Raw genomic sequence first — 13,216 nt, 5'->3', positions numbered from 1 at the left:
CCTCAGAACTCCGGCCGCCCCTGCTGATCCGGGCCGCGGCCGGAGAAGACCTCGCCGTAGGCCTGCATCAGATCGGGCAGCCGGAGGGTGGCGAGATCGTCGCGGGTGGGGGTGCCGCGCCAGGTGGAGAGCCGCAGATCGCGGTAGGCGCAGCTCTTCTCGTAGAGGGTGCGCAGAAAACGGCCGTTGCCCAGCTCGTCGATCCAGCCCTGCTCGACGACATGGCCGCTGATGCTGCACAGCTCGTCGCGGGCTTCCTCGTCCCAGCGGTCGCCGTTCTCCGCGGCCAGCACCTCACCGATGGCGGTCAGCTCCAGCGGCCGGTAGCTGGGGAAGTCGACGCGGCTGGTGAAGCGGGACGACAGCCCCGGGTTGGCGGCCAGCAGCCGGTCCATGCCCTCCGGGTAGCCCGCCAGGATGACGACGAGCCGGTCGCGGTTGTCCTCGGCGCGCTTGAGCAGCACCTGCAGCGCCTCGTCGCCGTAGGCGTCGCCCTTGCTGTAGCCGGAGTTGGACAGGCTGTACGCCTCGTCGACGAACAGCACCCCGCCCAGTGCCGAATCGATCAGCTCATTGGCCTTGACGGCGGTCTGGCCGAGGAACTCGCCGACCAGGTCGGACCGCTGGGCCTCCACGAGGTGGTCGCCGCCGAGGAGCCCCAGGGCGTAGAACACCCGCCCCAATATGCGGGCCACGGTGGTCTTGCCGGTCCCGGACGGCCCGGAGAAGACGAAGTGCCGCTTGGGTGGCTGCACCGGCAGCCCCTGACCCGCCCGCAGACGCGCCATCCGCAGCTGGGCCGACAGCGCCCGCACCTGCCGCTTGACCGGCTCCATGCCGACCATCCGCTCCAGCTCCGCCAGCGCCTTCTCCAGCAGCACCGGATCGGCGGGCCCGGCGGGCAGCCGCTCGGCACCGCGCGGCACCGGTGCCGTCGCCTTGACCCGGGCCGCCGCGTCGCCCGCGGCGGGCGCGCCGCCCACCTCGCCGTCCGGCCCGTCCGCCTCGCCGGTCACCAGCAGCTCACGGCCGTCGGCCGGATCGAGCGGGGCCGGCGGATCCGGATCGCCGCCGGCCTCCTGGCCGAGGCCGGCGGCGGAGACCGTCGCGAGATCGGAGCCCTCGTCCAGGCCGTCCCCCTCCGCGATGGCGGCGAGCCGCGCCGCGGTGTCCATGAACGCCGGGTCGACGCGGTGCACGGCACGGTAGAGGGGGAGTGCCGCGGCGCTGCGGCCGGTGCCCTCGTGGGCGCGGGCGAGCCAGTAGCGCAGCTCCTTGCGCTGCGGCTGCTCGCTGCGGCAGCGCATCAGCGCGGCGGCCAGCAGCGGCTCGGCCTGCCCGTACATCTCCAGCCGCACCCGCGCCATGCCGCCGAACAGCCCCGCCTCGATGCCCAGCACCGGATCGCTGAGCAGCGGCTCGGTGTGCCGTACGAGCTGGTCCCAGTCCTTGACGAGATAGGCGCGGCAGGCGTGCAGAAAGCGCACCTGGGGGTCGGTGTCGACCGGCGGGCAGCCGGCCAGTGCCTGGTCCAGCTCGGCGACATGGCGGCCGTCGAGCCAGTGGGAGGCGTGTGCGAGCAGCAGATCGCGGCCCGTCTCCAGCACCGGCTGGACCCACCAGCCCAGCCAGTACCAGGAGTTGAGGGTGCGTCGGTGGCGGGCGCGCATCTCACCGAAGCGGTCGCGGTGCCGGTGCATCCGCAGCAGTGCGATGGAGGTGTCGGCGCGCAGTGCGTGCAGGCCGAGCCAGGCGTCGGCCATCGTCGGATCGAGTCGTACGGCGGCCCGGAACTCCTCCTCCGCCTGCGGATAGGCGCCCACGGTGTAGGCGTCGACCGCGCGCAGCCAGGCGAGCTCGGCCGGGGCGGGCGAACCCTGAGTGCCGAAATCCATCCCGTCCCCCCACAAAACGTCCCCCGTGTACCGCCGGGCGAGTGCCCGGCCGCGGCTCCCTAACCGGCATACGGCGGACGGGAGTTGACCGTCTCCGCGCACACCTCGGTCCCTGGCCTGCGGTGGCACGGACTCGCATGGTACCTGCGGGATCGGCGCGGGCCGTAGAGGGCGGTACGGGGCAAGAGCGGGCGACCGGGCACGACGCGACGGCGTGAAGAGTGCGGTGACCCAGGGTGAGGGAGAGAGGGTGCCCGGCGGCGCCACGGGCTGGTTTTGCACAGAACGAAGCCCCCGATCACGGGGGAACAACCGGGGGCTTCGCATCTGTGGGCGGTCCGTTGAACCGCACATTGAGAACGTAAGTCCTGTACGCCCCCCAGGTCAAGCCGAGTTGAGGCACTCGGCGGGACCCTGTCGGCGTCGCCGGGCGCGTCGGCCGTGGTCCGCTACGGAGCGTGAAATGCGGGGCCGCTCAGGGTGTTCCGGAAGGTCCCACGATCACCTCGTAGCCCATCTGCCCCTGGTGCACCAGGAAATCGGCGTAGGGGCGCGAAGGATCCGCTGCGAAGTGCGCGCGCTCCGCCGGAATCCAGCCACTCCAGAACGCGGAGAGCCCTGGCCCGTCCCGGAGTTGACCCCTTTCCCAGGAGTGTTCGCTCGCCAGTTCCATCCACAGCAGGCACGCCAGATACGGCCGCAGCGCCCGCCGGCCCGCGCCCACGCCTTCGACCAGCACCAGCGGCGCGGGCGCGAGCGCACGCTCCTCGGTGAAGGCCCCGCGCACCCAGTCGTAGACGCCGTAGCGCGCCGTCTCCCCCCGGGACAGCGGCGCGAGGATCTGGGCACCGAACCGCTCACTCCAGGCGAACAACTCCTCATGGGTGGCGAGGTCGTCGGTGTGCACCACCGGCGCCCCGCCCAGCTCCTCCGCCAGCCGCCCGGCGAAGGTGCTCTTGCCCGATCCCGCGTGCCCGTCCACCGCGATCAGCCGCACCGGGCCGCAGGAAGGCGGCACGGTGCGCAGCCGGGCGGCGAGCGAAGCCAGGTCAGGGTCCATTGCGCCAGCGTACGCGCGGGGCCCGGCCCCCCTCATGCCAGTGGTCCACACCAATATTCCTCCGGCGACGCGCGTCGTAGCGCCTTCCGAAGCGGGCCCGCAACGGGAATAGTTGAGCCACTGCCGACCTGCCCGTGCCCACCTGCGGCCCCGGCCCGACCTTCGCACCCGCTCGTACGCATCCGACTGGGGGACCTCCACCATGACCAGCTCCGCGCCCCGGCGCACCGTCCTGGCCGCCGCGCTAGCCGCCGCGGCGGGTGTCGCCACCCCCTCGGCCCAGGCCGTCGACGCCTCCCGCAGACCCGCCGCGGGTACCGCCGCTCCCACCGCCACCACCCCGGACGCCCCCGCGCGCCGATCGAAGAGCCTCGTGGACTATCACGCCTGGACCACCACAGCCGACTGGACCAAGGGCCACGCCAAGGGCACCGTCCTCGCGCCCGGGGCCCGGCCGGGCATCCGCCTGGCGCGCCCGGCCGGCACCTCCGACTACAAGGACCCGCACACCGGCAGGACCACCCGCTGGGAATACGCCACCTGGACCTCCCCGGTCCACCGTCTGGGGACCCCGGCCACCGAGGTCGTCGCCTCCTGGAACGCCCACACCCCGCCCGGCACGTGGATCTCCGTAGAACTGCGCGGCACCTACAGCGACGGCGGCCGCACCCCCTGGTACGTCATGGGCCGCTGGACCTCCGGCGACGGCGACAGCGACATCCGGCGTACCTCCGTCGACGACCAGAAGGACGGCAAGAGCAGCATCTCGACCGACACCTTCGCCATCGACAACCCGGCGAGCGGCCTCCGCCTGGCCTCCTACGAGCTCCGCGTCACCCTCTACCGCAAGCCCGGCGGCACCCTCACCCCCACCGTCTGGCGGCTGGGTGCCATGGGCTCGGACCTCCCCGACCGCTTCGAGGTGCCGGCGTCCGCGCCCGGACGGGTCGGCCGCGAGCTGGTCGTCCCGCGCTACTCGCAGGAGATCCACAAGGGCCAGTACCCGGAGTACGACAACGGGGGCGAGGCCTGGTGCAGCCCCACCTCCTCCCAGATGATCGTCGAATACTGGGGCCGCAAGCCCACCCAGCAGCAGCTGTCCTGGGTCAACCCCGACTACGCCGACCCCCAGGTCTGCCACGCCGCCCGCCACACCTTCGACTACCAGTACGAAGGCTGCGGCAACTGGCCCTTCAACGCCGCCTACGCCGCCACCTACCGCGACCTGCAAGGCGTAGTGACCCGCCTCTCCTCCCTCACGGACGTCGAACGCCTCATCCACGCGGGCATCCCGGTCATCACCTCCCAGTCCTTCCTCAAGACCGAACTCGACGGCGCGGGCTACGGCACCGCCGGCCATCTGATGACCGTCGTCGGCTTCACCAAGGACGGCGACATCATCGCCAACGACCCGGCCGCACCGGACAACGCCGCGGTCCGGCGCGTTTACAAGCGCCGGCAGTTCGAGAACATCTGGCTGCGGACGAAGCGGAAGAACGCCGAGGGCAAGGTGGTCGGGGGTAGTGGCGGGGTCTGTTATCTGTATTTCCCGGCGCGGCCCAGTGCGGTCCAGCGGCGGGCGCTGGCGGAGGTCGGGGTGCGCTGAGCGGAGGGTGAGCGAGGCCGGGCTCCGGGCCCCGGGATGGTGCCGGGGCCCGGTGGGCAGGTTCTTGCCCGTGTCAGGTGCGCCGTCGACCGGGTGGTGTCGGCTCAGAGCAGTGCGTGTGGGTACTGCTCGGCGCGGTTCTGGAAGGCCAGGACTGCGGGGTTCTGGATGGTGCCGCCGCGGATTTCGATGGCCCGGTGGATGGTGGTGTCGCCGTCCCAGCCGGCGGGTCCTTCGAGGACCGGCCGCAGGAACGGGATCAGGGCCTCGCTGTTTTCCCAGGTGGCCGCGTCCCACAGGTAGGAGGGGCTGTGGTCCACGCCGTAGTGGTGGACGTGGTTGCCGACGGTGAACATGGGGTCGTTGAAGGTGGTCGGCCGGGCCCAGGCGAAGCCCATGCCCTCGTCGCAGGAGACGTCGATCACGAGGGTGCCGGGCGCGAGCTTCGGCAGGTCCTCCTTTATCAGGAACATCAGCGGCGCCGCGGTGTCCTGGAGCACGCAGTTGACGATGATGTCGTGCCGGGCGAGGAACTCGGCCAGTGGCTCCGGGCCGTCCTCGGTGAGCGCGACACTGCGTCGTGGGTCGAGGGTGCCGTTGGCCACGTCGTGGTCGAAGTGCACGATCCGCGCGGAGTGGATCGGTGAGCTGACGGCGGTGACGCCGCGGGCAGTCAGCACATCCACTTCGTGAACGCCCAGCGCGCTGAGCGCGGTGACCGCGCCGCGGGCGGTGGCGCCGAAGCCGATCACCACCGCGCGCCGTCGGCGCCCGTAGTCACCGGTCGCACCGGTCAGCTGCATGGCGTGCAGCACCGATGAGTAGCCGGCCAGCTCGTTGTTCTTGTGGAAGACGTGCAGGTTGAACGAACCCTCCCGGGTCCAGTGGTTCATCGCCTCGAAGGCGATCACGGTGAGCCTGCGGTCGATGGCGGCCTGCGTGACCTTCGCGTCCTGCACGCAGTGCGGCCACCCCCACAGCACCTGCCCGTCCCGCAGCTCCGCCAGATCCTCGTGCAGCGGTTTGGCCAGCAGGATGACGTCACACTCCGCGATCAGCTCCTGACGTGAGCGGAAACCGGCGACCAACGGTGCGAGCTGACTGTCCGGGACGCCGAATTGCTCTCCGTAACCGGTCTGCAGATAGATGCTGGGCTGGAGATCGGCGTCGATGCGTGCGAAGTGCGCTGGGTGGATCGGCAGACGGTGCTCGTTCTCTTTGCGGGTCTGCGACATGATTCCGAGCTTGAGCTGCTGCAAAGTACCCCTTTGATTACGCCCTGTTTAGCACACCCCCGGAATGCGGGGGCCGGGCCGGCAGCGCTCTTCAGGACCGGGCGCACCCGTAGGCGCGCCCCACCCCGGCGTCTTCAGGTTGGTGCCGGTCGTGCCGCGCGACGGCCGGTCGACGGCTTCGTCCACGCGGGCCGGGCCATCGGAATCTGGACGTCGGCCGCGCATTTCAAGCCCCGGCGCGCAGCGAGCCGCGCGCCGGGAGAACGTCGTTCTGGCGGCATGCTCCGGGGGAGCGTGATACCTCCGGCTGTCCCTGGCCCTGCCGGCTATCCCGCCGACCGGCCGAAGAACTCCAGCTCGGCGATGGCCACTTGCTTCTCCTCCGTGGCGCCGTATGCGGTGTGCAGCACCAGCCGTACGGTCATCGCGTTCCGTACCGCCACATCGATGCTCTGTGCCCCGCCGTCATTGATCCGGGGGTGCGAGACGTGCTTCTTGCCCGCGGAGTCGGTCACGATCAGGTCGAACTCGCGCGGCCGGGCCGGGTCGGCTGCCTGCGGGGTGCGGGCGGAAACCCCAGGGGTGATCACAACGTTGAGCAGGTCGGTGGGCTGGCTGAATCCGGCCTCCAGGTACTGGCCGTCCGAGTTGCCCGAGTAGCCCGTCCCCCACCAGGTGTTGGAGTAGGTGTCGAACGCGAGCTTCGCGTCCTGGCCGGGGCCGGAGTGTGACGCCTTCCAGAGCGCGGCGGGTACGGGGACCCGCTTGGCGAAGTGGTCCTGCACGGCCTGTGCGGCCGGCGGCCCTCCGATGATGCCCCCGGCCACGACGGCCACGATCACCGCTGCCACCACCGCCCGGGTGATCCACCGGCCGCGGTCGCGCTTCAGCCGCGGCCGCTGACCGGCGTACGGGCCTTCGGCGGTGTCGGGCGCGGTGTCGGTGAGGGGGTTGGCGCAGCTCCGGCAGAAGTGCCGGCCTGCCGCGTTGAGGGCTCCGCAGCTCCGGCAGGGTGCGCCGTGCTCGGGCTCGGGGGCCGGGTGCGGGGTGCGGACCCGGGGCCGGGCCGCCTCGGGACGGCCCGGCAGCACGCCGCCGGGCGCCTCGGGAGGCGGGGTGGGGGAGGCGCCCGGTACGGGGACCAGGAGGGCGCGGATTCCTGTTTCGGAGACGCCGCTTTCACCAGCCGGGCGGGGGGCGGTCGGGCCGTCCTGGCCGTGCTGGCCGTCCGGGCCGTGCTGGCCACCCTGGCTGTCCGGGCCGGACGGGGACCGGCCCACGTTCCTGCCGTCCCCGTCGTTGGCGGCGGCTGACGGGAGCGGGGTGGTCGGGGCGGCGCCCGCGTCCTGCTGCGGAGCGGCGGCCGGGCGGGTGCCGTCGCCGGTGGCGGGAGCAGGAGCAGGAGCAGGAGCGGCAGGAGGGGGAGGGGGAGTGGTGTCGGGCTGTGCGGGGTGGGCCGGGGGGCTCGGGGCGGGGGCGGATGCCGGGGGAGTGGGAGGGGCCGCGGCCGTGCGGTCCGGATCCGTCGTGGATGGCTTCGGCGCCGGGCGGTCCCAGCGCAGGAAGGCTCCGCAGGAGTCGCAGAAGGACTGGTCCGTCTGGGGGGCGGGTGAGCCGCAGTCGGGGCAGGTGGTGTGGTCGCTGGGCATGGTCAGGTTCCTTCAGGGGTGGGCAGGTGGGTCACCTCGGCCGCGAAGGGGAGGTGTGCGGGGCGGGCCGCCGCGACGACGGCGTGCAGACGGTGCGGGTCGACGGCGGCGGGGTCGTGGACCCGCAGGGTCACCCGCAGGCCGGGGTGTGGCGAGCCCGGGAAGGTACCGAGCGGACGCCGCGACCAGGTCGCCCCGCCGCTCTCGATGATCTCCGGGCGTACTCCGAAGGCCAGTTGGACGGCGTCCGACAGGCCGCGCCGGGTGCCGCGTACCCGGTGCAGCGAGATGGCCGTGGCCACCGCGCGGCGGCGGGTGGCCAGCGGTTCCGTCCCGTCGAGTTCGGTGCCGACCCATGTGGTCAGCCAGTCGACGAAGTCCTCGGGCGCGAGGGCGGGCGTGAAGTAGCTCTCCAGGCAGTCCAGGACGTTGAAGAGGGGGGCGAGGACGACATCGAGGCCCTCGACGAAGCGCTGGGCGAAGTCGTCGTCGGCGTAGACCGCGGGGAGCTGTCCGCCCAGTGGGTGCGGGGAGACCATCCCCGCGGGGGTGCCCCTCATCGGGCCTCGATCACGCGGACGCGGTGGTCGAAGGGGAACAGCAGCGCGGAGCGGGCGAGTTCGATGCGGTCGGTGGCGTCGCCGCGGCGGCCGGTGAGCGGGTCGGCGGGGTGCAGGAGGACCTCGTCGACGAGTTCCACGCCGGGCACCCGCTGCAGGGCCGCGAAGATCTCACCGGAGCGCAGCGGACGGCCGAAGGGCCAGCCGTCGCCATGGGCCCCACCGGTCAGCGGGTCGAGGTAGGCGTAGAGCGCGTCCAGGGCCTCGGCGCGTACCCGGTCGGCCCGCGCCGCACGGAAGGAGTGCAGCGTCGCGACGACCGTGACGCCTTGGTAGAAGGGCGGGCCGACCGCGAGGCGGGTGCCCACCGGGCGGCGCTCGTCGAGGAACTGCGTGACACGGCCCAGGAGTTCTTCCCCCGGCACCAGCTGTTCGAAGCGGAGCCGGCCGCCGCGGTCGGGGACGGCCTGGGGGACGACCAGGACCCGGACGGCGTTCTCGCCGGTCCGGCCGGTCTGGCCGGCCTCGGGGCCCGACGCGCCCGCGGTGGCCGTCGAGGGCTCGGCGGGATCGACCGCGAGACAGGCGATCCGGGCGGCCTCCGGGGCGGCGCGCCGCGCCAGTTCCTCGTAGTCGCGGGCGGTCACGGCCCGTTCCTGCGCGCGGAGCGTGATCGGCGCGCGGACCTTCGCCTCCTGCACGGTCTCGCCGTCGACCCCGCCGCGCGCGGCCTCCCGGTTCTCCACGCGCGCCACGTACGGGATCGAGCTGCGCAGCGCCTGGATCGCGCCGCGCGCCACATTGCCCGACCGCCCGCCGCCCGTGCGGTAGTGCGCGGCCCGTATCACCGAGCCCTTGGCGGGCACGGCCCCGAACTGCCGTACCGAACCGTCCGGTTGGCGGACCGACGGGCCGAAGGCGATCTCACCGGTGGCCTCCTCCAGTGTGATGTGCCGGTCGTGCGGGCCGGAGGACGCGAAGTCGGGGACGACCTGCCACTCGTGCCAGCCGTCGCCGTCCGAGACCTCCAGCCGCAGCGGCGGGCGGTCGGCGACGACGGGTGCATGTGCCAGGCGTATCCGCTGGCCGGGCACGCCCGCGGACTCGCCGAGCAGCTCGTCCTGCACCACGACGGCGTGCGCGACCCTCGTCGTGCCCCCGATGGTGAACGCGGAGGCGGACCGTACGGTCGGCGAGGCGCTGTAGAACGGCTGGCCGGGCGCGGCCTCGACGACCCGGCAGCGCAGCCACGCGGCATCCGTCCTGCCCACACGGGAGACGAGGTGCCCGGCCGGGATGTGCAGCACGACCTCGCCGGGCCGGTTGAGGCCGCCGGTGGAGTCCTCCTCGACCTCGCACTCCGCCCATCCGTCCGCGGTCCACGCCTCCCAGCGCAGCGGCGGCTGGCGCGGGTCCACGCCGACCCCGTCCACCCGGCTGTCCAGCTGCAGCACGGCCACGCACCGCGGCACCGCCGCCGACAGCCCGAACAGGAGGGTGTCGCCCGGCTGCGGGGCGGCCGCGAAGACGGCAACGTCGCGGCCGCCGAAGACGTCCTGGCCGCAGTCCTCGGGGGTGGTGCCCGCCTCCTGCCGCAGTACGGCGGACAGTTCGCAGGGCACGACCGTCAGATCGTCCTCGGTGGCGAAGACCACCGCCTCCTCGGTCTCGGTCCGTCCGGTGGCCACCTCCGTCCCGGCGGGCAGCACGACCGGCTCGGGCTGCGGGGCGGAGAGCCAGAAGGTGACGTTGGCGCGGGCGGCGGAGGGCGGGAAGAGGGTGACGCCCAGCAGGTCGAGGAAGGCCAGATGGTTCTTCTCCGGCACCCGGTTGAGCCGGTAGACGATCTGGTCGGCCATATGGGCGACGGCCTCGATGAGGGTCACTCCGGGGTCCGAGACATTGTGGTCGGTCCACTCGGGGCAGCGTTGCTGGATGTAGCGCTTGGCGTCGTCGACGAACTGCTGAAAGCGACGGTCGTCGAGATGGGGTGCGGGCAGGGCCATCAGGCTTCGCTTTCGGTGGACGCGGCGGACGCGGTGGAGGGGGATTCCGTGGACGGGATCACATAGAAGGGGAAGACGAGGCTGCGCGGGTTGTTGGTGCCGCGCACGCTGTAGCGCACGTCGATGAACAGCACGGACGGATCGTCGGGCGCCGGGCTGACCTCGACGTCCTGGACCTCGATACGCGGTTCCCAACGGTCGAGCGAGGACCGCACCTCGTAGCGGATGCGCCCGGCCGTCGCCTCGTTGACCGGCGCGAAGACCATGTCGTGGACGGCGCAGCCGAATTCCGGCCGCATCGGGCGCTCACCGGGCGCGGTGGCGAGGACGAGCCGGATCGACTCCTCGATCTCCCGCTCCCGGCGGGCCAGTGCGATACCGCCGCCCGCGTCGGTACGCAGCGGGAAGCTCCAGCCCGCACCGACGAACTGTTCACTCATGTCCCGTGCCCCCCTTGAGACGCATGTCCCTCACCTTCCTCAAGCTCCCTAGAAGGGAATGCCGTTGCGCAGGACGGCCGGTGCGTTCAGCGTGACCGTGGCCGGCGAGTTGATGGCTGCCGCGGCGCCCGCGTTGACGGCCACTGCGCCGACCGCGCTGACGGAGACCGCGCCGACCGAGTTGACGGCCACCGCGCCGGCCGACTTGAGGCTGATGGCGCCGGTCGCGTTGATGTCCGCCACGGCGCCCGCCATGACGCCGAACTTCGCGCCCGCCTTGATGTCGACCGCCCCGCCGGCGCTCATCGTCAGCGAGCCGCCCGCGGTCAGCGACAGGTTGCCGCCCGCCTTGATGCTCACGTTCCGCGTCCCCGTGATGGAGACGGAACCGTCGCTGCGGATGGTGACGCTGGTGCGCGCCTCGTCCATGTGGACGGTCATCCTGCCGTTGCCGGTCTGCAGCCGGATACCGCTCTTCATCCGGGTCTTGGCGTCCAGCAGCTCGACGATGTGACCGCTGCGGGAGGCGAAGCTGCGCCAGTTGACCCGCCCGCTGGTCGGGTCGATGGCGGGGAGACCGTCCGGCTCCCGGGGCGGCTTGTCCCGGCCGTTGTAGAGCCCGGCGAGGACGTACGGATGCTCCAGCGACCCCCGGTCGAAGGCGCACAGCACCTCGTCGCCGACCTCCGGCAGGACCAGCCCGCCGCCCCGGACGCCGCCCAGCTGCGCGACCCGGCACCAGTCGCTCTCGTAGGTGTCCGACAGCCAGGGGAAGCGCAGCCTGACCCGGCCCAGCCGCAGCGGGTCCTTGGCATTGCTGACCAGCGCCATCGCCACGCCCGGCATGGGCGGCGCCGGGTCCGCGCCGCCGGAGGCGAGCCCGTACAGCGACCGGAACTGCCGCCCCGAGACGGTCAGCCAGGTGGTGAACGGCCGCCCGGACTCGAAGACATGGCGGACACCGGTCGCCGTGTACTTCCCCTCGAAGGGGAAGCCGGCGCCCTTCAGCGCCACGGGCTGTCCCGGCTTCAGGTCCGGATTCCCGGTGACCGCCACCTCCAGCTCGGCGAACGAGCCCGCCGCGTCGTCGGCGAGGGCCCGTGCGGCATGGGTCACCTGGGCCTGGGTGGTGAACGGGGTGTCCGTGGCGGTCAGTTCGGCCTTCCCGAACGGCTTGCTGAGCTGCCCCGGCGTGATGTCCGCGACGATGTCCTTGCTCGTCGTGGCCGGGGACTGCGCGGACAGCGCACGCTTGGCCCGCATGTCCCAGCCGCGCGCGCCCGCCCTGTCGACCTGCCCGGCGGCGGTGACGGCGATCCGGCTGTGCATCGCGTTGTGGCCGAACTCCAGGACGTACGGACTCTGCGCGGCCGGTGTGCTGCCGGCGGGCGCCGACGAGGCCGGGGAGAGCTTGCCGAACTGGAGCTTGCCCTTCGGGTCGAAGGAGAGATGGACGTCGTTCTCCTGGGCGAGGCGGAGCAGGAAGTCCCAGTCGGTGATGTTGGGCTGGGTGGCCAGCTCGTAGACGGTGCGGGTGGGCTCCACCTTGCCGAGGGACAGCTTGTTGAGACCGGCGAGACGGCGCACGATGTCGCTCGCGGTCATATTGGGGTAGCCCGCGACCCGGCGGTTGCGCAGCAGCCGGTGCCCCGGGTCGTATCCCCGGACGACCAGGTACTTGCCGCCGGCGTCCGCGTCCACCTCAAGAGCGGTGATCTCGCCGGTCAGCATGGGCGTACCGCGTCGCCCGTCCGTGAAGGGTGACAGCACCGCCTTCGCACCGACCTTGATCTGCGGGAAGGTCTTGAGGATGTCCGACCCCGTGTCACTGAAGGTGAGCTGGAAGGCGGACGGCACATTCACGCTCGCGTCCACCCAGCCCTCGATGAGGAGGGTGGCGAGCTTGTCGGGCAGCGGCGTGCCGCCGATCTCGGCGTACAGGACGCTGGTGTACGTCTTCTCACTCATCGGATGCTCTCGCTGCTCATCGGGCGGCCTCGTGGGTTGTGGGCTGCGGGGGAAGGCTCGGGGGACGGCCTTCTGGCGGGTCTTCGTCGGCGGCGGGCAGCAGCAGCTCCGTGCCCGGCCGCAGCCGCATCGGATCGTCGATCGCGTTCGCCTCCGCGATCAGCCGCCAGCGGGTCGCGTCCCCGTACTCCCGCCAGGCCAGCGAGGCGAGCGAGTCCCCCGCGACCGTGCGGTGGATACGGCGTGCGGAGAGCGCACCGGAGGTGGGGTTCTGCCCCTTGGTGGGCATGGCCACCTCGGTGAGGGACAGCGTGCAGGTGGCGCGGATCGGCTCCCCGGTGGGGTTGAACAGCGTGTAGGTGGCGCTGACGCTCGTCACATACGCCACGAACTGCACCGTGTTGAACGACCCCCAGGAAAACCGCACCCAAGGGGGCGACGGACGCTTGGAGTTGACGCTCTGTGCCGTCACCTCGCAGCAGGACAGCAGCAGTTCGATCTGCTTCTGCACCTTGCCGGAATTCGGGGTGCCGGAGGCGTCCAGGAACACCTCCAGCTGGAGCGTGGCGGGCCGGGTGCCGGTGAACTTGGGCGGTGCGCCCCGCGTATAGGCGACCGCGGTCTGGGTGTGCCACTCCGCCTCCCGCCCGAGCTGCAACTGGGTCGGATTGAACTGGAACTCCACCTCACCCATGCGGCCGCCCATGGAGCCGCCGAGGTCGGTGGGGGGCTGGTGGATCGCGAGAGCGGCCCGTACGAGGCTCGCGCCCGCCTTGCCGCCGGTCGGTGCGGCCACC

Annotated in this window: 10 protein-coding genes; 1 reads left to right on the top strand and 9 read right to left on the bottom strand. The window is 72.2% G+C overall.

Annotated features, from left to right (window positions below):
• Positions 1-2: 2 nt before the first annotated feature.
• Together NUT86_RS07725 and NUT86_RS07720 are read right to left on the bottom strand one after the other, a co-directional pair.
• Complete coding sequence (locus tag NUT86_RS07725; RefSeq protein ID WP_018087556.1) at positions 3-1,895, bottom strand: AAA family ATPase; 1,893 nt, start codon at positions 1,893-1,895, stop codon at positions 3-5.
• 475 nt (positions 1,896-2,370) lie between these two features.
• Positions 2,371-2,955, bottom strand: a complete 585-nt coding sequence (locus NUT86_RS07720) for a uridine kinase family protein (RefSeq protein ID WP_159489695.1) — start codon at positions 2,953-2,955, stop codon at positions 2,371-2,373.
• Between the two features lie 202 nt (positions 2,956-3,157).
• On the opposite strand from NUT86_RS07720, the gene NUT86_RS07715 reads away from it, so the two are divergent.
• Positions 3,158-4,561 (top strand): peptidase C39 family protein, encoded by a 1,404-nt coding sequence (locus NUT86_RS07715; protein ID WP_274734328.1) that lies wholly within the window; start codon positions 3,158-3,160, stop codon positions 4,559-4,561.
• A 104-nt stretch (positions 4,562-4,665) separates the two neighbouring features.
• Here the strand turns inward: NUT86_RS07715 and NUT86_RS07710 are convergent, their stop codons facing one another.
• From NUT86_RS07710 to NUT86_RS07680, 7 genes are all read right to left on the bottom strand, one after another.
• The gene (locus tag NUT86_RS07710; RefSeq protein WP_274734326.1) at positions 4,666-5,820 is read right to left on the bottom strand and encodes a N(5)-(carboxyethyl)ornithine synthase; all 1,155 of its coding nucleotides are present in this window, start codon (positions 5,818-5,820) and stop codon (positions 4,666-4,668) included.
• 302 nt (positions 5,821-6,122) lie between these two features.
• On the bottom strand, positions 6,123-7,445 hold the full coding sequence (locus NUT86_RS07705) for an NADase-type glycan-binding domain-containing protein (RefSeq protein WP_274734324.1): 1,323 nt from the start codon (positions 7,443-7,445) through the stop codon (positions 6,123-6,125).
• Positions 7,446-7,447: 2 nt separating this feature from the next.
• On the bottom strand, positions 7,448-8,005 hold the full coding sequence (locus NUT86_RS07700) for a phage tail protein (RefSeq protein ID WP_159489689.1): 558 nt from the start codon (positions 8,003-8,005) through the stop codon (positions 7,448-7,450).
• Positions 8,002-10,011, bottom strand: coding sequence for a putative baseplate assembly protein (locus NUT86_RS07695; protein ID WP_274734322.1), 2,010 nt, complete (start codon positions 10,009-10,011; stop codon positions 8,002-8,004). The genes NUT86_RS07700 and NUT86_RS07695 overlap by 4 nt, the downstream gene beginning before the upstream one ends.
• Positions 10,011-10,451 (bottom strand): GPW/gp25 family protein, encoded by a 441-nt coding sequence (locus NUT86_RS07690; protein ID WP_018087548.1) that lies wholly within the window; start codon positions 10,449-10,451, stop codon positions 10,011-10,013. The genes NUT86_RS07695 and NUT86_RS07690 overlap by 1 nt, the downstream gene beginning before the upstream one ends.
• A gap of 48 nt (positions 10,452-10,499) precedes the next feature.
• Complete coding sequence (locus tag NUT86_RS07685; RefSeq protein WP_266447971.1) at positions 10,500-12,419, bottom strand: VgrG-related protein; 1,920 nt, start codon at positions 12,417-12,419, stop codon at positions 10,500-10,502.
• A gap of 16 nt (positions 12,420-12,435) precedes the next feature.
• A complete protein-coding gene (locus NUT86_RS07680; protein ID WP_018087546.1) occupies positions 12,436-13,215 on the bottom strand; it encodes a CIS tube protein in 780 nt (259 codons plus the stop codon).
• Position 13,216: the final 1 nt, after the last annotated feature.

Source organism: Streptomyces sp. G7(2002) (assembly GCF_028870195.1).
GTDB lineage: Bacteria > Actinomycetota > Actinomycetes > Streptomycetales > Streptomycetaceae > Streptomyces > Streptomyces nigrescens.
This window is presented reverse-complemented; position numbering and strand designations above follow the sequence as displayed.